Raw genomic sequence first — 22,154 nt, forward strand, 5'->3', positions numbered from 1 at the left:
TACTAAAAACAACACTTATTAATTATAATCATGTTCGAATCCAGTTCAACCTCTATCCAAGGGCTTTCTTCAGAAAAAGTTATTGCCTCTAGAACAAAAAACGGTGCCAATTCAACCGAACATCAACAAAAAAACAACTTTTTGCACTCGCTCTTCGAATTGATTAAGGAGCCTATGTTCATATTATTACTCACCGCTACGAGTGTGTATTTTGTAACTGCAGATTATAATAATGGAATTTTTATGCTTTTGGCTATTATTTTGGTCGTATCCATTTCCTTGTACCAAGAATCAAAAAGTAGAAATGCCATTGAAGCGCTGTCTAAATTAACACAACCCAAAAGTAAAGTCATTAGGAATGGAATTGTTGTTGAGATTCCGAGTGAAGAAATTGTTTTGGGCGACTTAATACAGACGGAAGAAGGCACTTTTGTTCCCGCCGATGGAATCATCATCCAATCCAATGACTTTTCGGTCAATGAATCCATATTAACAGGAGAATCTCTATCGGTTTCAAAAAATGAACAATCCGAAAACAAACAAGTGTATCAAGGAACCATAGTCGCAAGTGGACTGGCTATTTGCCAAGTTACCGCCATTGGAAGTCAAACACAATTAGGAAAAATTGGAAAAAGTCTAGACAACATCGTCGAAGAAAAAACGCCATTACAAATTCAAATTAGCAATTTTGTCACCTATATTTCTTTGATTGGTTTGGTTGCTTTTATCATTGTCTGGGGAATCAATTATTGGAATTCAAAACTAATTTTAGATAGTTTGCTTAAAGCATTAACGCTTGCCATGAGTATCATCCCAGAAGAAATTCCTGTAGCTTTTACCACTTTTATGGCACTTGGTGCTTGGCGACTACTTCGAATGGGAATTATTGTAAAACAAACTAAAACAGTTGAAACTTTAGGAAGTGCCACCGTAATTTGTACCGATAAAACAGGCACCATCACCGAAAACAAAATGAGTCTTGCCGAATGGTTCACTCTTGATGCCTCAACTGTTACAACAAATCATTCCAACTTAAACCCCAAAGAACAAGAACTAATTAACTCTGCGATGTGGGCGAGTGAACCCATTCCGTTTGATGCTATGGAAATAGCATTGCATGAAGCCTACACCAATTCCATTGCAACTGACGAACGTCCTCAATATAAAATGATACACGAATATCCTTTGAGTGGAAAACCACCTATGATGACACATGTATTCGAAAACAAAGAAGGACATCGAATTATTGCAACAAAAGGAGCACCAGAAGCCATTATTGCCTGTTCTAAACTATCTGAAACTGAGAAAGAAAAAATCAACACGGCTTTTCTCGCTATGACCAAAAAAGGATTTCGAGTATTAGGCGTTGGGACAACCGATTTTAACGGAACCTATTTCCCTAAAACACAGCAAGAGTTTGAACTAGATTTTAAAGGTCTTGTTGCTTTTTATGACCCTCCAAAAAAGAACATCAAAGCAGTTTTAGAAACTTTTTATAAAGCCGGAATTGCCGTTAAAATAATCACAGGTGATAATGCCGAAACCACCGCTACGATTGCTCAACAAATTGGTTTTAAAAACCCTGAAAAAATACTCAATGGAGACGAACTAATGCAAATGAGTCCAGCTAGATTGAAAGAGAAAGTAATGGAAACTACTATTTTTACTAGAATGTTTCCTGAGGCTAAACTCAAAATCATTCAAGCGCTAAAAGACAATAATCAAATTGTAGCTATGACTGGTGATGGAGTAAACGATGGACCCGCTTTAAAATCAGCACACATCGGAATTGCTATGGGCAAAAAAGGGACAGAAATTGCCAAACAAGCCGCGAATTTAATTTTGGTTGACGATGATTTTTCTAAAATGACCGACGCCATTGCTATGGGAAGAAAAATCTATATGAATCTCAAAAAAGCCATTCGCTACATTATCTCTATCCATATTCCTATCATTTTAATCGTGCTTATTCCATTAGCTTTGGGATGGATGTATCCCAATATATTTTCACCAGTCCACATCATTTTCTTAGAAATGATTATGGGTCCCACCTGCTCTATCATTTATGAAAATGAACCGATGGAAGACAATTTGATGACACAAAAACCAAGGCCATTGAGTACCACTTTTTTCAGTTGGAAAGAAATCACCATTAGCTTAATTCAAGGACTATGGATAACTGCAGGATTGTTGTTCATTTACCAATTTGCCATAGCCAATCAGTATAGTGAAAGTAGTACACGAACTATGGTGTTTTTGACCTTGATTTTCTCGAATGTGTTCTTGACATTAGCCAATCGCTCTTTTTATTATTCGGTTTTTACTACTTGGAAATATAAGAATAATCTTGTAGTGCTCATCATCGGAATCACGCTTTTCATTACAGCATTACTGCTTTTTATTCCACCATTATCTAAATTTTTCTTATTCGAAAAAATCACTTTACTTCAAATAGGATGGTGTACTCTGGTAGCTATAATTGCAGTCTTTTGGATTGAAATTTATAAATTCTTCAAAAGAAGAAAGAGCTAAAAAACACAAATTTCAAGAATAAAAAATCCCAAATTCCAACTATAACTTTGGAATTTGGGATTTACTATTTAGGATTTGCCCTTCGACTGCGCTCAGGATGATAAATTGGATTTTGGATTTTGTTTATTCCATTCTTATTCCCCATCCTTTTTCTCAGCAAAAATCAGATTAAGTCCTAATTGAAAAGAGGCACTTTGCGCCTTGACAACATCTCTAAGTTCTAACAAATTATCTGCCATCAAATAAAAATTTACAGGACCTATTTGTGTCGACAAACCCAAACCAATATTCTTACTCGAAAAAGAATCTACGGTATACGTAGCTTTGGCTTCTAAACCCGTGAAGAGTTTCTTTCTATAAAAAGCCGTCAACGCCATCATTGGAAGTCTTGGAGTAGACATAGCAAAATATTGCAATCCAACAGAGTTATTATATTTTGCAGTACCATCACTGGATTTACAATTGCAATCTTCTTCTTCGGTTTGCCCGAAAGAATATTGTGCAGAAGCATTAAATTTCACCGGTCTCCACGAAGTATAACTTCCTTTTAAGGTATCTCTAGGAAAAGCATCTTCAAATTCTTGCGACACATTATTGCCTCCTGTTCCTGTAAAAAAATCTGGAAGAATACCTTCATAATTATAAATCCCTTTCGCACGATAGCTTTCTACTTCTTTTGAATGACGAATAAAACCAACATCAAGCACACTCGCGGTAATTTGAATGTCTTTTTTGGGATAATACGTGATTCCAGCATCAAAACCCAAACCTAAATTACCTCCTAAAAATGCTCTTTTTTTGATGTCTTTAGCCACATCCGAGTCGTCATCTTTATCATCATATTTTGCAATTCCAGAGGTATTCAATAACATGTCAGCCGAGATCACTTGGTCATAAATACTTGCATTGTCGACAGAAGGAATGGTGTACAAATAACCAGAGTTTTTAGTAGAACGAGCATCGAAAATACTAGAATAAATCTTTCCTCTCACTCCCCAAATCAATTTTTCGCTTTGTCGTTTATTGTACCCTACATGAAAAACGGTTAACATTTCGGCACGAGCATTCAAATCACTCAGATTAAAATATTTTCCTAAATAATTTTGATTTCCGTCTAATGCCAAAAGAGCAAAATCTTTTGGAACATAACTCAATACATCTAATTCTTCATACATTCCAAAAGAAATATATGCAGTATTGTTCCAATCACCAACTTTAAATCCTCCTTGAAAAACCTCTGCTTGTTGGTTTACACTCACTTTATCATTTCTTGAAGTTGAAAAAATGACCTTGCGTAATTTGGCATTAAAATCAACGCCATCATCTGCAAACAAATCATAGGCAGAAAAGCCCGTAGAGCCTACATTTGCTGAAAATCCTGACAATAACGGAATTCCTGCATACCATTTATAGGTAACATCAGCTCCAGGATTTAAAGATAATGATTGAGGAATTGCCGTAAAATTATATAAAACGGCTTTGTTTTGAGCGAAAAAAAAGTTGCCTACTGAAAGAAGTACAATCAAAGTAATTTTTCTCATTTAATATCAAAATAGGCGGTTATACTAGAACGTAATTTCAAATTTCCAACACTAGCAGCGCTCAACGGAGGGCCTGGCAATAGTGTAATTACAAAGGCAATTTTTTTGGATTGCTTTAGCAAATCAAGATTCGCTCCTTGATAGACTACTGTTCGTTTGGTAACATTAGAAGTTCCAGCATAAGCCGGAATATCCATTCGAATAGAACTTACGGGTGCATTGGCATTATCCAAAAAGAAAAGTTGAAGTTCAAAGGCTCGATTAATCGTGTTATCCACTTCAAAAAACAAATCCGTTTGGATTAGATTTTTTTTAAAAAAAGTATCATCAAAAACTCCTAATTCTGGAGTGTCAATACTCACTGTTTGTTCCAAACCATTATTTACAAACTGATTTGCTACAAGATCAAAACTCGCCAAATTTCCAATAACTACAGGGCGAAGTTCAATATCATTGGCTTGGTCAAAATCAAGATCGCTGCTACAAGAAAAAGAAAACAGTATCAAAAAAAACACGAGTAGGGTTTTGTAGGCTTTCATTGCATTCACATTTTAATTATGGTTAAAAACGTATGTCCCTTTATTTTAGTATTCTAGATTAATGAAACTCCCCAAACAATTTAGAGGCTTCGTTGTAAGCACTCTCAAAACTCATCGCGCTCAAATTGGTGTTTTCCTTTTTAGCGGTAAAAAAAGAGAGTAGTTTTTCCGTAGGCATATTTCCAGTTAAACGATCTGTAGCCATTGGACAACCACCAAAACCCTGAATCGCTCCATCAAATCGTCTGCAACCAGCATGATAAGCGGCATCAACTTTTTCAAACCATTTATCTGGAGTAGTATGCAAATGAGCCCCAAATTCTATCGCGGGATATTTAGGAATCAAATTAGAGAACAAATGCGTAATAACTTCGGGGTGGAACTACCAACCGTATCGGACAAAGAGAGAATTTTTACCCCCATTTGCGCCAATCGTTCTGTCCATTCGCCTACAATTTCTTCATTCCAAGGATCTCCGTAAGGATTTCCAAATCCCATAGAAAGATAGGCAATCACTTCTTTTTGGTTTTGGTCGGCAATTTCGAGGATTTCTTGTAAGGTAATTAATGATTCTGCAATCGTTTTGTGCGTATTTCGCATTTGAAAATTCTCAGAGATCGAAAAAGGAAAACCCAAATATTGAATCGGTTGATGCGATGCGGCATCTTTAGCTCCTTTTACATTAGCGATAATTGCCAAAAGCTTACTATCGGTTTTGGACAAATCCAATTGTGCTAAAACCGCAGCGGTATCCTGCATTTGAGGAATCGCCTTAGGAGAAACAAAACTCCCAAAATCAATACTATCAAAGCCTACTCGCAACAAAGCCTGTAAATAGGAAACTTTCCGAGCCGTAGGAATCCATGTTTTGATTCCTTGCATCGCATCACGAGGGCATTCGATAATTTTTATTGGCTCCATATGCTTCAAAGATAGCAAAAGGAATTAAAGTTCAAAATCGAAAAATAAGAAAGTAAGGGACTAATTAGTGATTAGTAACTAGTCCTTAGTTACTAGTTATTTATCGACAGCCAATAGCTAAAAGCCAATTAGTCCTTTAACTAGCTTTTATGTGCTTAGTTTTAAATAATTTTCAATGACATTCAAAACATAATATAAATGTTTTGATTTCAGAATTGATCCAAAAAGGCACTATTTCATTTTCTTCAAAATCGCTTTATTGATCGCCTTAATCAAAGCGGGACCTTCATAAATAAATCCAGTGTACAACTGAATCAAACTCGCTCCTGCGTCTAATTTTTCCAAAGCATCTTCTGCAGAATGAATCCCTCCTACTCCAATAATTGGAAAAGCATGGTTGCTTTTTTGTGATAAAAATCGAATCACTTCCGTAGATCTTTTAGTCAAAGGCTTACCGGACAAACCACCCGCTTCCATTTTGGCTTCAGAAACCAATCCTTCTCTAGAAAGTGTAGTATTGGTAGCAATCAAACCTGCAATTTTGGTTTCGGCCATGATATCAATGATATCCAATAACTGATCATTGGTCAAGTCTGGCGCGATTTTCAATAAAATAGGTTTAGGATTAGCTCTTTCTAGATTTTTATTTTGCAACGTTTGCAACAATTGAGTCAAAGGCTCTTTATCTTGCAAAGCTCTTAAATTTGGCGTGTTTGGCGAACTTACATTGACCACAAAATAATCCACATAATCAAACAAAGCTTCAAAACAAATTTCATAGTCCGAAGTAGCGTCTTCATTGGGTGTCAACTTATTTTTTCCAATATTACCGCCTATCAGCACATTGGTATTTGATTTTAAACGCTCTACAGCCTCCAAAACACCTCCGTTATTGAATCCCATTCGATTAATAATGGCTTCGTCAGAAATCAATCTAAAAATTCGTTTTTTAGGATTCCCGTCTTGTCCTTTAGGTGTTAAGGTTCCAATCTCAATAAATCCAAAACCAAAATTTGAAAACTCTTTATACAAACGAGCTTCTTTATCAAATCCAGCTGCTAAACCAACAGGATTTTTAAATTTCAATCCAAACACTTCTCGCTCTAATCTTGGATCTTCCACACAATATATCATTCTGAAAAGAGCAGAAAAACCAGGAATTTTAGATATGAATTTGATAAAAGCAAAAGTAAAATGGTGCACTTTTTCGGGATCAAAACAAAAAAACAAAGGGCGGATGAACAATTTATACATGTGAGGTAGGATATAATTATTTTGAACTGCAAAAATAAAGAATTGATTTCAGAAAGCACTTAAGTATCCCAGAAATGAAAACAAAAAAACAAGTCGAAATATGTACCTTTGCTCAAAAATTAAGTACCATGCAACATATTATCGATCGTTTTATTAGTTATGTAACTGTTGATACAGAATCTGATCCAAATTCTGAAACCACCCCAAGTAGCGCCAAACAATGGGATCTAGCCCACCAACTTGTGGCTGAATTAAAACAAATAGGATTACAAGACGTTACTATTGATGACAAAGCCTATATCATGGCCACGCTGCCAAGCAATATAGACAAAAAAGTGCCAACCATAGGATTCATTTCGCATTTTGACACGACTCCTGATTTTACAGGCGCGAATGTAAAACCACAAATCATTCCGAACTACGACGGCAAAGACATCGTACTCAACGAAGCACAAAATATTGTGCTTTCGCCAAAATATTTCAAAGATTTATTGCAATACAAAGGACAAACCTTAATCACCACCGACGGAACTACGCTTCTTGGTGCCGATGATAAAGCCGGAATCACCGAGATTGTTTCGTCAATGGAATTTTTGATTCAAAATCCGGATATCCAACACGGAACCATTAAAGTTGGTTTTACTCCAGATGAAGAAATTGGTCGAGGCGCACATCATTTTGATGTAGAAAAATTTGGAGCCGACTGGGCTTACACTATGGACGGCAGTCAAGTAGGCGAATTAGAATACGAAAACTTTAATGCAGCTGGAGCCAAAATCATTTTCAAAGGAAAAAGTGTTCACCCTGGTTACGCTAAAGGAAAAATGATCAATTCAATGCTTCTTGCCAATGACTTCATAAGTGACTTACCAAAAGATCAAACCCCTGAAACCACCAAGGGCTACGAAGGTTTTTTCCATGTACATCACTTAAAAGGGAGTATAGAAGAAACCGTTTTGGAATTAATCATCAGAGATCACTCTAAGACTAAGTTTGAAAAAAGGAAAGAACGCATTGAAAAAATGGTTCGAAAAATCAATAAAAAGTTTGCCAAACAATTCGGAGAACCTATCGCTATTGCCGAAATCAAAGATCAATACTCTAATATGAAGGAAAAAGTACTTCCTGTAAAACATATTGTAGATATTGCCGAAGAGGCTATGAAACAAGTTGGCGTAAAACCAATCATCAAACCGATTCGCGGCGGAACGGACGGTTGTCAACTTTCTTACAAAGGATTGCCTTGCCCAAATATTTTTGCAGGTGGCCACAACTTTCACGGAAAATACGAATATGTTCCCGTAGAAAGCATGCAAAAAGCAATAGAAGTTATTGTAAAAATTGCCCAACTTACCGCAAGCACCGATTTTGAAAATCCTGCCCCAAAAACAAAACGCAAAAGATAGGTAACAGCCCATTTGTAGTCCGCAATTTAAAGAGTCTTGAAAATTAATACCTCCAAAAAGTCGTTCCACTTTTTGGAGGTTTTTTTATGTTCAGTTTCTAATTCAAGTTCAACAAAAAACTTAACATTGAAATTGATTAATGTTTGATATATTTGTTAACAATAAATAAACAATTACTTAACATTAACAAATAAGTCAATAAAACCATAATTAACAGCCGACACAATGATAGACAAAACAGAAAACCATAACACTCCAGAGGCTACACCTCCAACACCAGAACAAGCAAAATCGGAAAAGCCGATTGTAAGAAGAACGAGAACAACAAAAACAGCAACACCTGCTGCAAAAAAGGTCACACAAGAGACTACAAAAACAAGCGTTGCTAGGCCAAAAGCAAGAACACGCAGCACAAAAGCAATCACTCCCTCTTCTACTACTGAAGAAAGTATCAGCCCAGAAATTGAAGAAACTGTAACGGTAGAAAAAACAGAAATCACGGCACTTGATCTAATCCCTACTAAAAAATCAAAGGACAAAAAAAAGAAAAAAAACAAAGTAAAAATGAGCGAAAAGGAAAAGAAAAAAACCAAAAAAGCTAAGGCAAAAGAGAAAGCCAAAGCAAAAGCCAAGAAAGCTAAAAAGGCCAAAAAAGAGAAAGCAAAAAAAGCAAAACTTAAAGCGAAATTAAAAGAGAAAAAGGCCAAAGCCAAAGCTAAAAAAACCAAAAAAAGCAAAAAGAATAAGAAAAAATAACCCGATTGTTCCAAACTAAAAAATCCCAAATTCCAATTAATTAGGAATTTGGGATTTTTTGTATTCGATTAGTAAAACTACTATTTCTTAGCTAAAGCTGCACTCATTTCCATTGAAATAGCAGAACGCTCCATTTTCAATTTTCCTGACATAGTTTCGATAATAACTGTCGTTTCAGCTAACTCCGCAACTTTTCCGTGTAAACCACTTTTAGTCACGATTTTATCTCCAACTTTTAAACTGCTTTCAAATTCTTTTTCGTTTTTAGCACGTTTTTGTTGTGGTCTAATCATGAAGAAATAAATCACCACAAACATCAATAAAAACGGCAAAAACTGTTGTAATTGTTCCATAATAAAAATCTTAATTTGTTATTCTTAGTTTTGTTTTAATTCTGTTTATTAATTACTAAAGACGATCGGCGACAACACCAGCACTATAGCAATCCTCTTCCTACTTTAACCAATTTCTTGCTTTCAGTCAATTCTTTGACCAAGTTATCTAAAATTCCATTGATAAAAATACTACTTTTTGGAGTAGAATACTCTTTGGCAATCTCTAAATATTCATTCAAAGTTACTTTTACTGGTATCGATGGAAACTTCAAGAACTCACAAATTGCCATTTTTAAGATGATCGTATCGATTTCTGCAATACGATCACTGTCCCAGTTAGGTGTTTTATCGTCGTAAGTTTTGGCCAATTCCTTTTCGTTCAAAAGGGTTTTTCGGAATAAATCGCGAACATATTCTTTATCTTCGGTATCCTTGTATAGTTTTGGCACTCTAAAATTATCCTCTTCAAGTGGTTTTAAAGCTTTTAATTGCTTTAAAATATGAGTATTCACCATCGGAATATCATCAATCCAAGTCAACTTATCATCTTCCAAATATTCATACAATTTCTCGTTTGGAACAATAACCTCTTCAAAAATTGCTGCAATAAAATCGCGGTCTTCCTCAAAAGTATTCACCGAATTTTTCATGTACTCTGCATACAGCTTACTTTGTTTTACCGCATTCAACAAAATGATAATATAATCATCATTTAAAGTCCAATTGTTGATTTTGCGATTTTCCATAGCAATACTCAAAGAATTATTCTCTGCCAAAATCTGAAAAACAGCATTTTTGATAAATTTTTCGTTAGGATTACGTTCTTGGGCAGTTGCTAGGTGTTTTTTACTGGAGAGGTGTAAAAAAACTTGTTCTTTTTTACATATTTCTAACAAAGAAGAAACCATTGTTAGATATAAATCTAGAATGCTATCAATACTGTAAAAAAGAAATTTTTCTTCTTTTTCAAGCGTATCCGAACCATTTTGATGGATTGCATAAATGGATTGCATGACTTTAACTCGAATGTGTCTTCTGTTTACCACCTTGTAAGAACTTTAAAAATTAGCTGGCAAAATTAAGAATTTCATCTCTTAAATGAAAATTTGCAAGGTATTTTATTTTATAAATAAAAAAGCGCCCCAATTAATGAATGACTCGAAAAAACATTCACTAATTGAAGCGCTGTACAATCACAAAATTCTTATTTGCTGTTAGCTAACTTACGCTCTGCAATACGTTGCTGTGCGATAGTTAATGCCGCCTGATGAGTTGTCATTTTATTTGCTAATGCAAAATCAAAAATTTCTAAAGTAGTATTATAAATATTTTCAGTTTTAGCCATGATTTCTGCTTTTCCGTAATGTGCTAATTCCGCATATACATTGATGATTCCACCTGCATTGATTAAGAAATCTGGCGCATACAAAATACCTCGTTCTTGCAAAATTGCACCGTGAACCACTTCATTAGCTAATTGATTATTGGCTGCGCCAGCAATTACTTTGGCTTGTATTTTACGTACTGTATCATCGTTAATTGTGGCTCCCATAGCACATGGCGCGTAAATATCTACTGCTTCTGAATACACATCACTACCTGTATACACCGTGGCATTGTATTTTTTTCCTACTTCATACAAACGCTCTTCATTAATATCTGTAATCGTCACCAAAGCGCCTTCTTTAGTCAAATATTCTACCAAAGCTTCTCCTACGTGACCAATTCCTTGCACCAAAACCTTCTTTCCAGTTAGCACATCCGAACCAAATTGTTGTTTTGCTGCAGCTTTCATTCCCATATACACACCAAAAGCAGTTACTGGCGATGGATTTCCAGCTCCACCTCTTTCTTCTGAGATTCCTGTAACATAAGGAGTCACATCTCTCACGATGTCCATATCGGCAGTTTCCATTCCAACATCTTCGGCTGTAATATATCTTCCACTTAATGAATGTACAAATTCACCAAATTTACGCATCAATTCTGGAGTTTTTTGCGTTTTGGCATCACCTATAATTACCGCTTTTCCTCCACCAATATTTAACCCTGTAATGGCCGATTTAAAGGTCATTCCACGTGACAAACGCAAAACATCATTTAAAGCTTCCCACTCATTGGTATAATTAAACATTCGTGTACCTCCTAAAGCAGGCCCCATTACCGAATTATGAATACCAATAATTGCTTTTAAACCTGTATCTTTGTCATTGCAAAATACAATTTGTTCATGGTCATCAAATGAGATTTGTCCAAAAACTGGGTCCATTTTTTGAATTTCCTTAGCGGTTGCTAGTGTTGCATTCATAAGAAAGTTGTTTTTTTTGATTTTATAAATATGATAAAATTTCGATTCAAAAATATAAAATAATTAAACATAACCTAATTTTATAGCTACATTTTAAATATATCATAATTATACATCCTTCAAAACTTTCATAAACTTCTTTTTATTATCAAAAAACATTCAGACAGCACCTTATAAAAATGAAAGAATTACGTTATTTAGACAAGTACTTTTTAAAATACAAATACAGCTTTTCACTTGGAATAGTTATTACAATAGTAGCACAGATTTTTTCATTGTTTACTCCCAAACTAATCAGTAGTTCTTTAGAAGCCATTGAAAAATTTGATCAACTTTCTAGTATTGAAAAAGCCCCTACACTGGTTATTCGTGATTTCAAAGAAGAACTCATTCACAATGTGCTGCTGATCATTGCCACCACGATCATTGCGGGATTTTTGACCTTTTTAATGCGTCAAACTTTAATTGTAATGTCCCGCCATATCGAATTTGATTTAAAAAACGAGGTGTTTCGTCAATATGAAAACCTATCCCAAAACTTCTACAAACAAAACCGCACCGGCGATTTAATGAACCGTATTAGCGAAGATGTCTCCAAAGTACGAATGTATGTTGGCCCAGCGGTAATGTACTCGATCAATACTTTTATTCGTTTTGCTATCGTGATCGCTTATATGTACAACGTTTCGCCCACGCTTACGCTATACACCTTATTACCATTACCACTTTTATCTTATGCCATTTTTAAAGTAAGCTCGGAAATCAATAAAAGAAGTACTATTTTTCAGCAATATTTATCCAAAATCTCCAGCTTTACGCAAGAAATATTCTCAGGCATACGCGTCATCAAAGCCTATTCCCTAGAAAACCAACAACAAAACAACCTAGTGGATCTTGCAGAAGAAAGCAAAAGCAAAAGCTTGAATCTCGCACGTACGCAATCCTTATTTGGCCCTTTAATGCTAGCACTAATTGGCGTTAGCAACTTGGCTGTTATTTATTTTGGAGGAATGTTGTACATAGATGGCACCATAAAAAGCATCGGAACAATAGCCGAATTTATACTATATGTCAACATGCTTACTTGGCCGGTAGCCTCTTTAGGATGGGTTTCATCCATGGTACAAGAAGCCGAAGCTTCTCAAAAAAGACTCAACGAGTTCTTAAAAATCGTTCCAGACATTCAAAATAAAAACGAAAACGCTAGCAAAATAGAAGGCCATATTGCTTTCGAAAATGTAAGCTACACCTATCAAGACACCAATATCGAAGCCTTACAAAACATTTCATTTACCGTAAAAAAAGGAGAAACACTTGCCATTTTAGGTAACACCGGTTCCGGAAAGTCAACAGTACTAGCCTTGATTTCTCGAATGTACGACGTAACCAATGGACAACTCAAAATAGACGGAAAAGAAATCAGTCAATTGAACTTATTCGATCTTAGAAACAGTATCGGAATTGTACCTCAAGACGCCTTCCTTTTCTCTGACAGCATCAAAAACAACATTAAATTTGGTAAAGAAAACGCATCTGACGACGAGGTATTCCAAGCCGCGAAAAACGCGGTAGTTCATGATAATATTGAAGGCTTCAACAAAGGATATGACACCGTTCTTGGAGAGCGAGGCATCACACTCTCGGGCGGACAAAAACAACGTGTATCTATTGCTAGAGCCATCATTAAAAATCCAGAAATATTATTGTTTGACGATTGCTTATCTGCCGTTGACACCGAAACGGAAGAAGCTATCCTCAATAATTTATTCGAAATTTGCAAAGACAAAACCACCATTGTGGTAAGTCACCGCATTTCGTCAGCCAAAAATGCTGACAAAATTATCATCCTTGAAAACGGCAAAATCATACAACAAGGAACTCATAATCAATTAATAAACCAAGAAGGCTATTATGCAGCCCTATATTTAAAACAACTTTCAGAAAAAGAATTACTCTAAATGTTGCTAAATAGATAATTTTTTATCATTTTTGATTACTATTAATAAAAGGATCGAAAGAATTATGAGAGAAAATGACATGCTAGAAAAAGAAGAAATTTACTCTAAAGTGCTTCGCGCTGGAAGAAGAACCTACTTTTTTGACGTAAGAGCCACCAAGGCAGACGATTACTACATTACCATTACCGAAAGCAAAAAATTCACCGAAGAAGATGGGTCTTTCCACTTTAAAAAACACAAAATTTACTTATACAAAGAAGATTTTGCTGCTTTTGAAGAAATTTTAGGCGATATGACTTCATACATTTTGAACCATAAAGGCGAAGAAGTAATTTCTGAAAGACATCAAAAAGATTTTAAACGCGAATTCAATACCGAGACAACAGAGCTTGAAACCACTCCAAAAGTATCCAGCTTTACCGATATCGATTTTGACGACATTTAAGAAAACAAACTACAAAACGAGTCCAAAAGTCATTTGATTTTTGGACTTTTTTTTTGAAGCACCTCAACCCTTTTTTACCAGACAATCCCTCCTGCTGTACACTATATCTTGCTCGGCGAACCCCGCCAAGCAAGGATGCCGTTCCCATCAGGGCTATAAAAGAAACCCTCTTTTTCATAACTTTTTAACTCCATAAAAACACAAAATTGAGTATATTTAGGTTTTAAAAAAAACAGCATGAAAAAAACACTTGTACTACTCCTATCACTATTAATTTATTCCGCCAACTGGGCCCAAAAAACCGAATACGTTCAAATCAACAATCTTCCCTATTACCCGAATACAACACCAAACAAGATGCCTACCTAAAAGAAAGATGTGTATTGGACTTGTATTACCCCAAGAATACCAAAAATTTCGCTACCCTTATTTGGTTTCATGGCGGCGGGTTAACGGGGGGAAATAAAGAAATTTTAGCAGGCTTAAAAGAAAAAGGGTTCGCAATTATTGGCGTAAACTATCGTCTTTCCCCTAAAGTAAAAGTCAAAAATTGCATTGAAGATGCCGCAGCAGCAATAGCATGGACTTTTAAAAACATTGAGAAATATGGCGGAAACAACGCACTTTTATTTGTTTCAGGACATTCTGCAGGAGGCTATTTGGCCATGATGACAGGCTTAGATAAAAAATGGTTACAAGCACACAACATAGATGCCAACAAAATCGCAGGACTTATTCCACTTAGTGGCCAAGTCATCACCCACTTCGAAAACCGAAAAGAGAGAGGCATACCCGAAACACAACCATTTATTGATGAATTCGCTCCTCTTTATCATGTTCGAGCAGACGCACCACCTTTACTATTGATTACAGGTGATCGCGAATTAGAACTGCTAGGCCGCTACGAAGAAAACGCTTACATGATGCGCATGATGAAGATCAAAGGCCATTCCGCCACCACACTATACGAACTGGATGGATACGATCACGGTATGATAGAACCTGCTCTACCCTTGGTCATAAAAGAAATCAACAAAAGAAATCAATTCCTATCTCAAACCAAATGATACCACATTTTCTTATACTCTCAGGCCTTGGCGACTCAGGACCAAAACATTGGCAAAGCTATTGGCTCAAACAGCTACCAAATACCACCAAAATAGAACAGGACAATTGGGATAAACCTCAGCTCGACGAATGGCTGGATCGGCTTAACCAAACCCTTCAAACTTTGGAACATCCTACAATTCTTATTGCACACAGTTTGTCTACAATTTTAGTAGCGCATTGGACTCAAAAATACCAGCATCCCAACATCATCGGAGCATTACTAGTAGCACCGGCCGATGTTGAATCTGTAAATCATACGCCTGAAATAATTTGGAACTTCGCTCCCATTCCAAGAGAAAAAATGCCATTTCCTACAATTGTAGTTGGTAGCGAAAATGATCCTTACATGACCTTACCCCGAGCCAAACAACTTGCTAGTACTTGGGACAGTGAATTTATTAACATAGGAAAGAAAGACCACATTAACTCAGATTCTAACTTAGGCGATTGGGAAGAAGGCAAAAACATAGCCTTCCGTTTGACTGAAATGGCCCTTACAAAATTCTCAAACCATTCTCCACTTTAAAATCCGGAGCTAATAACACCACATCACCTGAGTTTCCTACAGCCCCAAAACCAAACATTCGCTCATAAACTTACCAATTTGTTTTTTGGGAAAGTTAACCACTGCAACAACTTGTCGTCCTACCAAATCCTTTTTTTGGTAACGCATCGTAATTTGCGCCGAAGATCTCCTAATACCTAATTCAGTGCCAAAATCAAGAATAAGTTGATACGCTGGTTTTTTGGCTTCAGGAAAATCAAGGACATCTATCACTGTAGCTACCCTCATTTCTACCCGTTCAAATTCCTGCCAATTGAGCGGTGTTTGATTTTCAAAATTCATAACCTCTTATTTTTATAATAATCAATACTACAAAAAAAATCTCAAAACAGTACTGCTTTGAGATTTCTAATTTATATCAGATGAACTGATTACTTATAAGAAGTTCACTAAAAACTATTATTTCACGTCCATCAATTCTACGTCAAAGATCAAAGTAGCGTGTGGTGGTATTACACCTCCTGCTCCACTTGGTCCGTAAGCCAAATCAGACGGAATTACAAAACGAGCTTTATCACCTACTTGCAACAAAGCAATACCTTCGTCCCAGCCTTCAATTACTTGTCCTTGACCTAAACGAAATTCGATTGGTTTTTTTCTTGGGTAAGATGAATCAAAAACTTTTCCATTTTCAAGAGAACCTTCATAGTGAACCGCTACCGTTTTTCCGTTTTCGGCCTTTTTTCCAGAACCTCTTTGAATGAATTGGTAACGCAATCCACTAGCTGTTTTCTCAAAACCAGCAGCTAATTGCTCCATTTTCGCTTCTGCTTCAGCTTTCAAAGCTGCTTCACGTTGCATTCTTGCTCCTTTTAAACTAATAAACGCTTCGATTGCATTCCAGTTTTTAGCCTCATCCCCAACACGAATAATCTCTAAAGTCTCTAGTTGATCACCTTGAGCTACTGCATCCACAACAGACTGACCTTCTATTACATGACCAAATACGGTATGTTTATTATCCAACCAACTTGTCGGAACGTGTGTAATAAAAAACTGAGAACCATTGGTACCTGGCCCAGCATTAGCCATAGACAAAACCCCTGGACGATCATGTTTTAATGAAGGATGAAACTCATCATCAAATTTATACCCTGGATCCCCTGTACCTGTACCTTGTGGACAACCACCTTGGATCATAAAATCAGGAATTACACGGTGAAAAGACAAACCATCATAGTATTTTACGCCTTGAGGCTTTACTTTATTTTCCATGTTTCCCTCTGCCAAGGCAACAAAGTTACCTACGGTTCCTGGAGTTAAGTCATGCGTTAATTTTACTAGAATTTCACCTTTTGAGGTATTAAATTTAGCGTATATTCCGTTTTCCATTATTCTTTTTTTTTATTGAGCAGCAAATTTACAAAATAAACTCGATATCAATTTCTACAAATTCAAATTAATAGTTACAACTTACTCCTACTGCATTTCATTAAAAATAAATTTTAAATCTTTTTGCATTGGAAAAAAAACAACCATTTCAAGATCTAAATCAATTATTCCCTCTTGCATTTGCCCTATTACCTCCAGCTGGTCGCGAAACAGGATTTGATGCCGGTCTAGCTGCGGGTCTAGTTACTGGACGACTAGAAGAACTAGCGGGTCTAGTGGTAGGCCTAGTAGAAGGTGTACTCGGTCTTGTACTTGGACTTACCGGTCTAGTAGAACCCGTATTTTGATTGGACGGTAAAGTAACGGGACGATTTGCGCCTGTATTAGGAGCAGTAGGTCTGTTCGTGCCAGTAGACGGCAACGTAGTAGGGCGATTCGTGCCTGGGCGATTCGTGCCAGTATTTGAGCCAGAAGGTCTATTTCCTGTGGTAGACGGCAATGTAGTAGGTCGATTGGCTGTAGGTCGATTAGAACCACTAGGACGAACACCCGGATAAACCGGTTTTTTATACACCTTGCCATTGTAAGTAGATCGATATAAACCATTGACACGGTTATTGACTACAATAGGTGAATACACTCTACGATTGGAATAATAGGTGCGATAGTATGGCGCCCTAAGTATAGCTGTACGACGATAATAATAATGATTATGATAACGTCTGTGATACCCCCAATAATCGTAATAATATACTGGTCTCCAAGGTCTCCAATACGAAGGATAATAACCCCATCGCCAAGGAGAATGCCATGCAATGAAAAATGGTGAAAACAAATGGATAATTACTGGCCAAGCACTCACCGTGGTACCCGAATCAGAAGAATAGTTATTCGTTGTATTGTTGATAATTGTAGTGCTATTCCCTGTATACCCAGGATTAGGGGTATCCAACCTTTGCGAGACATCATTTGGCTCTACAATGTAATTTTTGCCATACAATTCCTCATCACCAATAATTTGAACAATAATTTCGCCTTTTTTATTTCTTTCTACTTCAATAACGGCAACATCTTGTTTTTGACTTTGATTCACAGCAATTTGCAAAACGATAAAGTGGGTGTTGTCTTTTTTTTCACTTACCACCTGAATGTAGTCAATTGTGTTATCATTATTCAAATCCAAATTATTGATTTTAGTTTCAGGATTGTTGATGGCGGTCTCAAAATCCTCTAATGTTTTCGATTTTTGAAAAACATCCAAAACCGCAACTAAATTCAAATTATCTCCCGGTAAATCCAAAGCTTCTGGCTCATCTGCATACTGAGCATAACCAGAAAAACTGATACTACTGACAAAGACAAGAGTAAGAAAAGTGAAGAAATGTTTCATTTTATAATGTTTTAAAATGTTTATGAATGTCTAAGATAAAAAAAACACTCCTAGGTTTAATGCAAATACCATGTTAAATACAAAAAAAATACTCGCATTTTTAGTAATTTTACGGAACAACAAACAAATTCAATGCCACTTTTTATATCAATTTGAAAAAAAAACTATGAAAAAATTGATTTTTGATCCGTCAACATTCTTTCGGATTACAAAAAACGTTCTTTTTTATTTAGGCTTTACTTGGGCTAGTTATGGGCAAATTACCGTTTCTACAAGCTTAAATGAAGCCATCAATCAAGCATTAGAAAAAAATTACGCGCTAAAAAACAAATCTTTAGAAATTGAAAGATTGCAGCTTCAAGAAAAAGAAATCTGGAACAAGTATATTCCCAAAATTGAAGCAAGCGCGCTATACTCTTATTTTGACAATAAACTAACCGTTGATTTGCCTACTACACAAGTACCAATAGTCAACTATCCTCTATTTGACGGTAAAACTAGCTTTAACAACTACGGAAACCTTTTCAATGGTAGTGTAATGGCCAAAACGATACTGTTTAGTGGTTTTCAAATTCCAAATGCTGCAAAAGCCATTAAAGCAAAAACTAAAGGATCAGAGTACTTACAACAATCCGAAAAAAACAGCATTATCAAAGAGGTCATCAATACTTTTGACCAACTAGTCCTTTTAAAAACCATAGAAAACCTAATTAACGATAGCGATCGTCGACTTGAAACCGAGAACAAAAGAATCTCTAAGGCTATCGCCCAAGGTTTGGCCATTCCCTATGATAGAGATAAAATAAAACTAGCTTCGCTTGAATTAGAATCTAAAAGAATAGAATTAACAGGCAAAAGAAAACTAGTCTATAAAAAAATTGAACAATTGACCGGTTATACAGAAGCCGAAATTGATAAAGTCATATATACCTTGTCTCCGTTCCTACTTTCAGACATTAGTTTAGGCATTGAAAACAAAGAAGAAATTAAAGCTTTAGAGTCCTTTAAAACGGCTTATGAATTTTTGTTAAAGAAAGAAAAAGGCGCTTATTTACCCACACTAGGTGCATTTGGAGGTGTTGCCTACTCTAGTCTGTTTGATGCCAAAGCAACAACTCCTGTTATTACTGGAATTAACGAAGCTTTGTATTTAGGACTTAATGAACTAACCATTAGCAATAATTGGATGATTGGAGCAGCACTAAAATGGGAAATTTTTGCCGGATTTGAAAGAGAACACAAAGTACATGAAGCCAAAATCAACATTAAGCAAGTTCAGAATCAAATAGATGATTCAAAAGAAAAATTAGGCTTATTACTAGAAAACAACCTAGTAAACTACTCCGTTTTGAATCAAAAAATCAATATTACTTCACAACAAGAAAAGATAGCTTCCAATAACCTAATACTAGCCGTAAAACAATACAAAGAAGGCCTAATTACCATATCGGAGCGTTTAGAAGCAGAAAATGATGTATTCAAAAGCGCGGTAAGCAAAATCAACACCATCATTGAACAACGACTAGCCACTATTGAAACTATAATCACAACAGGAGACTTGTCTAAAAAGATCAAGACACAATAATTTATTATTTGAGACCTATTATTATGAAAAAAATAGCTACACTATTACTTTTGACCCTTACATTTTTTAGCTGTCAAAAAACAAAAAAAAATACAATTATTCAAGGCAAGGTAGAATACGAACAAATTGCTGTGGTCAGCAAGGTGCCTGGTAAGATTGTCCGCTTGTTTGTAAAAGAAGGAGATTGGGTCAAAAAAGGAGATACATTAGCGCAATTGGACATTCCAGAAGTTGACGCAAAGAAAAACCAAGCTAAAGGAGCCGTAGTGAGCGCTAAAGCACAATACACAATGGCTTTAAAAGGAGCGACAGACAATCAAATGAAGCAGTTAGAGGCCAAAAGAATGGGACTAAAAGAACAATTTGAATTCGCTCAAAAATCCATTCAAAGACTAAAAAACATGCTCAAAGACTCCTTAGTTTCCCAGCAAACCTACGACGAAACTTTTGCCAAATACCAAGGCGCTTTAGCACAATATAATGCAGTACAAGCCGAAATAGACGACGCTAAAAAAGGCGCAAGAATAGAGCAACAAACCATGGCCTTAGGACAACAAGAAAGAGCCTATGGCGCATTATTAGAAGTAGAAACTGCAGAACAAGAACGCTTTGTTATTGCGCCACAAGATATGTCAATCGAAACCATAACATTAAGTTTGGGCGAATTAGCTTTACCAGGCTACACCCTTTTTAATGGCAACATCAAAAACAGTGTTTCCTTTCGTTTTACACTGCCTGAAAGTAAATTGAACCTATACAAAAAAGGAGAAACAGTTAGCGTAACCATTCCGTACTCTAAACAAAACATTCAAGGTGTTGTAACATCTATAAAACAATTAAGTGCTTATGGAAATATTGCAACAGCATATCCAGATTATGAATTACAAGAAAGTCTTTTTGAAATTAAAATCACCCCTACCAACCCTTCTGAAACCAAAGACTTAATTTCGAAAACCACCGCAACCATAGCTCTTAAATCATGAAAAATTTCCTTTTTTTATTCAAAAGAGAATTTGGATTGTTTTGGCAAAACAATATTCTCCGAATGCTATTTATTGGGGCTCCATTACTTTATGCCATCTTGTTAGGATATGTCTATAGCAAAGGAAAAGTAACCGACTTACCGATACTCGTAGTAGACTTGGATCAATCTGAAATGAGCGCCAAAGCCATTGAAATGTTTAACGACGACGAAGTCATAAATGTTGCTAAAGTACTTTATGACCAAAACAACCTATCCGATCATGTCATTGAACTCGAAGCCAATAGCGTTGTCATTATTCCAAAAGGATTTCAAAAAATGGTGTTCACCAAAAAATACCCCGAAATCACTACTATTGTCAACACGGCCAATATTTTAACAGCCAATTATGCCTCAACAGCCATACAAGTGTGCTTAGGAACGTTGAAAGCTGGCGTTCAAATGGAAACGTTGCGTAAACAAGGAATCCCCGAAAAAGCCATTAGCTCACAATACGAACCATTCAAAACTACCTTTATAAAAAAATTCAACCGTAGCACCAACTACATGTATTACTTGTGGCCCGGAGTATTGGCTGCAGTATTACAACAAGTCATGCTTTTGGCATTAGCCTTGTCTTTTGCTTCAGAATTTGAAAATGGAACGTTTTCTTTTTTAGTACAAAAAAGCAATTCTATAATACAAATGATGGTGATCAAAATACTCCCATATCTAATCATGAGTTTTGGCGTGTGGCTGATGTATTGGTTTTTTACTTTTTATTTCCGAATTCCCTTCTTTACTAACTTACCAGAACTGACACTAGTCGCGGGAATTTTTATACTTTCGGTTTCTTTTATTGGCATTTTGGTCTCCATATTGATCCCAAGTCAACTAAAAGCCACCGAAATTCTAATGGTCATTGCCACACCTAGTTTTATTTTGAGTGGTTTCAGCTGGCCGCTAAGTCAAATGCCCAATTGGGTTCAGGGTGTTGCGAATGTAATTCCATTAACCCACTTTTTAAAAGCTTTTAGAACCTTAATCATTGAAGAAGGATCGCTCTACCAAGTACGAAGCTCCATTATAAACATGATCATTATTGGGCTCGTCTGCTCCATATTATCTTTCATTGCCTTGTATTTCAAAAGCAAAAAGGTAACACAAGCAGAATCATAAAAAACACAAAAAAGGCAAGTGAACGAACCACTTGCCT

At 36.0% G+C, this 22,154-nt stretch carries 19 protein-coding genes and 2 pseudogenes; 11 read left to right on the forward strand and 10 right to left on the reverse strand.

Features of this window, described 5'->3' with window-relative positions; genetic code table 11:
* Positions 1 to 30: 30 nt before the first annotated feature.
* On the forward strand, positions 31 to 2,532 hold the full coding sequence (locus BXU11_RS09640; RefSeq protein WP_078212382.1) for a cation-translocating P-type ATPase: 2,502 nt from the start codon (positions 31 to 33) through the stop codon (positions 2,530 to 2,532).
* A 134-nt stretch (positions 2,533 to 2,666) separates the two neighbouring features.
* Here BXU11_RS09640 and BXU11_RS09645 read toward each other — a convergent pair whose 3' ends face one another.
* From BXU11_RS09645 to BXU11_RS09660, 4 genes and pseudogenes are all read right to left on the reverse strand, one after another.
* Entirely contained in the window at positions 2,667 to 4,073 is a 1,407-nt protein-coding gene (locus BXU11_RS09645) for a DUF5723 family protein (protein ID WP_078212383.1), read from the reverse strand.
* A complete protein-coding gene (locus BXU11_RS09650) occupies positions 4,070 to 4,612 on the reverse strand; it encodes a hypothetical protein (RefSeq protein ID WP_078212384.1) in 543 nt (180 codons plus the stop codon). Before BXU11_RS09650 ends, BXU11_RS09645 begins: the two co-directional genes overlap by 4 nt.
* Before the next feature lie 58 nt (positions 4,613 to 4,670).
* Positions 4,671 to 5,533: pseudogene (locus BXU11_RS09655) on the reverse strand (hydroxymethylglutaryl-CoA lyase).
* A 231-nt stretch (positions 5,534 to 5,764) separates the two neighbouring features.
* Positions 5,765 to 6,787, reverse strand: coding sequence for a quinone-dependent dihydroorotate dehydrogenase (locus BXU11_RS09660; protein ID WP_078212385.1), 1,023 nt, complete (start codon positions 6,785 to 6,787; stop codon positions 5,765 to 5,767).
* Positions 6,788 to 6,915: 128 nt separating this feature from the next.
* Between BXU11_RS09660 and pepT the strand changes: the two genes are divergently transcribed.
* Both pepT and BXU11_RS17670 read left to right on the forward strand, forming a co-directional pair.
* The gene (gene pepT, locus BXU11_RS09665) at positions 6,916 to 8,193 is read left to right on the forward strand and encodes a peptidase T (RefSeq protein WP_078212529.1); all 1,278 of its coding nucleotides are present in this window, start codon (positions 6,916 to 6,918) and stop codon (positions 8,191 to 8,193) included.
* Positions 8,194 to 8,418: 225 nt separating this feature from the next.
* Positions 8,419 to 8,949, forward strand: a complete 531-nt coding sequence (locus tag BXU11_RS17670; RefSeq protein ID WP_139363485.1) for a hypothetical protein — start codon at positions 8,419 to 8,421, stop codon at positions 8,947 to 8,949.
* Positions 8,950 to 9,029: 80 nt separating this feature from the next.
* Here the strand turns inward: BXU11_RS17670 and yajC are convergent, their stop codons facing one another.
* The 3 genes from yajC to BXU11_RS09685 form a co-directional block, all read right to left on the reverse strand.
* Complete coding sequence (yajC, locus tag BXU11_RS09675; protein WP_024981372.1) at positions 9,030 to 9,302, reverse strand: preprotein translocase subunit YajC; 273 nt, start codon at positions 9,300 to 9,302, stop codon at positions 9,030 to 9,032.
* A gap of 83 nt (positions 9,303 to 9,385) precedes the next feature.
* Positions 9,386 to 10,297, reverse strand: a complete 912-nt coding sequence (nusB, locus tag BXU11_RS09680) for a transcription antitermination factor NusB (protein WP_024981371.1) — start codon at positions 10,295 to 10,297, stop codon at positions 9,386 to 9,388.
* Positions 10,298 to 10,488: 191 nt separating this feature from the next.
* A complete protein-coding gene (locus BXU11_RS09685) occupies positions 10,489 to 11,592 on the reverse strand; it encodes a Glu/Leu/Phe/Val dehydrogenase (protein WP_024981370.1) in 1,104 nt (367 codons plus the stop codon).
* Positions 11,593 to 11,771: 179 nt separating this feature from the next.
* Here BXU11_RS09685 and BXU11_RS09690 point away from each other — a divergent pair, with 179 nt between their 5' ends.
* The 5 genes from BXU11_RS09690 to BXU11_RS09705 all read left to right on the forward strand — a co-directional run bounded on the left by BXU11_RS09690 (position 11,772) and on the right by BXU11_RS09705 (position 15,631).
* Positions 11,772 to 13,550, forward strand: a complete 1,779-nt coding sequence (locus BXU11_RS09690; RefSeq protein WP_078212386.1) for an ABC transporter ATP-binding protein — start codon at positions 11,772 to 11,774, stop codon at positions 13,548 to 13,550.
* 64 nt (positions 13,551 to 13,614) lie between these two features.
* The gene (locus BXU11_RS09695) at positions 13,615 to 13,995 is read left to right on the forward strand and encodes a PUR family DNA/RNA-binding protein (protein WP_024981368.1); all 381 of its coding nucleotides are present in this window, start codon (positions 13,615 to 13,617) and stop codon (positions 13,993 to 13,995) included.
* Between the two features lie 237 nt (positions 13,996 to 14,232).
* Positions 14,233 to 14,364 carry a hypothetical protein gene (locus tag BXU11_RS18420; RefSeq protein WP_255373935.1) on the forward strand — a complete coding sequence of 44 codons (132 nt, stop codon included), beginning with the start codon at positions 14,233 to 14,235 and terminating at the stop codon, positions 14,362 to 14,364.
* Positions 14,365 to 14,378: 14 nt separating this feature from the next.
* Positions 14,379 to 15,062 carry an alpha/beta hydrolase gene (locus BXU11_RS09700; RefSeq protein WP_255373936.1) on the forward strand — a complete coding sequence of 228 codons (684 nt, stop codon included), beginning with the start codon at positions 14,379 to 14,381 and terminating at the stop codon, positions 15,060 to 15,062.
* Positions 15,059 to 15,631, forward strand: a complete 573-nt coding sequence (locus BXU11_RS09705; protein WP_078212387.1) for an alpha/beta hydrolase — start codon at positions 15,059 to 15,061, stop codon at positions 15,629 to 15,631. The genes BXU11_RS09700 and BXU11_RS09705 overlap by 4 nt, the downstream gene beginning before the upstream one ends.
* Here BXU11_RS09705 and BXU11_RS09710 read toward each other — a convergent pair.
* From BXU11_RS09710 to BXU11_RS09720, 3 genes and pseudogenes are all read right to left on the reverse strand, one after another.
* Positions 15,600 to 15,952: pseudogene (locus BXU11_RS09710) on the reverse strand (tRNA-binding protein). The gene BXU11_RS09705 and the pseudogene BXU11_RS09710 sit on opposite strands and share 32 nt — an antisense overlap.
* 117 nt (positions 15,953 to 16,069) lie before the next feature.
* Positions 16,070 to 17,002: a peptidylprolyl isomerase gene (locus BXU11_RS09715; protein ID WP_078212388.1), complete on the reverse strand. Its 933-nt coding sequence runs from the start codon at positions 17,000 to 17,002 to the stop codon at positions 16,070 to 16,072.
* A 160-nt stretch (positions 17,003 to 17,162) separates the two neighbouring features.
* Positions 17,163 to 18,392: a hypothetical protein gene (locus BXU11_RS09720; RefSeq protein WP_078212389.1), complete on the reverse strand. Its 1,230-nt coding sequence runs from the start codon at positions 18,390 to 18,392 to the stop codon at positions 17,163 to 17,165.
* Between the two features lie 166 nt (positions 18,393 to 18,558).
* Between BXU11_RS09720 and BXU11_RS09725 the strand changes: the two genes are divergently transcribed.
* The 3 genes from BXU11_RS09725 to BXU11_RS09735 are packed head-to-tail and all read left to right on the forward strand — an operon-like array spanning position 18,559 to position 22,117.
* Positions 18,559 to 19,977, forward strand: a complete 1,419-nt coding sequence (locus BXU11_RS09725) for a TolC family protein (RefSeq protein WP_078212390.1) — start codon at positions 18,559 to 18,561, stop codon at positions 19,975 to 19,977.
* Between the two features lie 23 nt (positions 19,978 to 20,000).
* Positions 20,001 to 20,960: an HlyD family secretion protein gene (locus BXU11_RS09730; protein WP_078212391.1), complete on the forward strand. Its 960-nt coding sequence runs from the start codon at positions 20,001 to 20,003 to the stop codon at positions 20,958 to 20,960.
* Positions 20,957 to 22,117 (forward strand): ABC transporter permease, encoded by a 1,161-nt coding sequence (locus tag BXU11_RS09735; protein WP_024981360.1) that lies wholly within the window; start codon positions 20,957 to 20,959, stop codon positions 22,115 to 22,117. Before BXU11_RS09730 ends, BXU11_RS09735 begins: the two co-directional genes overlap by 4 nt.
* Positions 22,118 to 22,154: the final 37 nt, after the last annotated feature.

It is taken from the genome of Flavobacterium sp. LM5 (assembly GCF_002017945.1).
In the GTDB taxonomy this organism is placed as follows: domain Bacteria; phylum Bacteroidota; class Bacteroidia; order Flavobacteriales; family Flavobacteriaceae; genus Flavobacterium; species Flavobacterium succinicans.

Coding starts and splice junctions, on each gene's coding strand:
- BXU11_RS09640 (WP_078212382.1), top strand. CDS start 31: ATGTTCGAATCCAGTTCAACCTCTATCCAAGGGCTTTCTTCAGAAAAA.
- BXU11_RS09645 (WP_078212383.1), bottom strand. CDS start 4,073: ATGAGAAAAATTACTTTGATTGTACTTCTTTCAGTAGGCAACTTTTTT.
- BXU11_RS09650 (WP_078212384.1), bottom strand. CDS start 4,612: ATGAAAGCCTACAAAACCCTACTCGTGTTTTTTTTGATACTGTTTTCT.
- BXU11_RS09660 (WP_078212385.1), bottom strand. CDS start 6,787: ATGTATAAATTGTTCATCCGCCCTTTGTTTTTTTGTTTTGATCCCGAA.
- pepT (WP_078212529.1), top strand. CDS start 6,916: ATGCAACATATTATCGATCGTTTTATTAGTTATGTAACTGTTGATACA.
- BXU11_RS17670 (WP_139363485.1), top strand. CDS start 8,419: ATGATAGACAAAACAGAAAACCATAACACTCCAGAGGCTACACCTCCA.
- yajC (WP_024981372.1), bottom strand. CDS start 9,302: ATGGAACAATTACAACAGTTTTTGCCGTTTTTATTGATGTTTGTGGTG.
- nusB (WP_024981371.1), bottom strand. CDS start 10,297: ATGCAATCCATTTATGCAATCCATCAAAATGGTTCGGATACGCTTGAA.
- BXU11_RS09685 (WP_024981370.1), bottom strand. CDS start 11,592: ATGAATGCAACACTAGCAACCGCTAAGGAAATTCAAAAAATGGACCCA.
- BXU11_RS09690 (WP_078212386.1), top strand. CDS start 11,772: ATGAAAGAATTACGTTATTTAGACAAGTACTTTTTAAAATACAAATAC.
- BXU11_RS09695 (WP_024981368.1), top strand. CDS start 13,615: ATGAGAGAAAATGACATGCTAGAAAAAGAAGAAATTTACTCTAAAGTG.
- BXU11_RS18420 (WP_255373935.1), top strand. CDS start 14,233: ATGAAAAAAACACTTGTACTACTCCTATCACTATTAATTTATTCCGCC.
- BXU11_RS09705 (WP_078212387.1), top strand. CDS start 15,059: ATGATACCACATTTTCTTATACTCTCAGGCCTTGGCGACTCAGGACCA.
- BXU11_RS09715 (WP_078212388.1), bottom strand. CDS start 17,002: ATGGAAAACGGAATATACGCTAAATTTAATACCTCAAAAGGTGAAATT.
- BXU11_RS09720 (WP_078212389.1), bottom strand. CDS start 18,392: ATGAAACATTTCTTCACTTTTCTTACTCTTGTCTTTGTCAGTAGTATC.
- BXU11_RS09725 (WP_078212390.1), top strand. CDS start 18,559: ATGAAAAAATTGATTTTTGATCCGTCAACATTCTTTCGGATTACAAAA.
- BXU11_RS09730 (WP_078212391.1), top strand. CDS start 20,001: ATGAAAAAAATAGCTACACTATTACTTTTGACCCTTACATTTTTTAGC.
- BXU11_RS09735 (WP_024981360.1), top strand. CDS start 20,957: ATGAAAAATTTCCTTTTTTTATTCAAAAGAGAATTTGGATTGTTTTGG.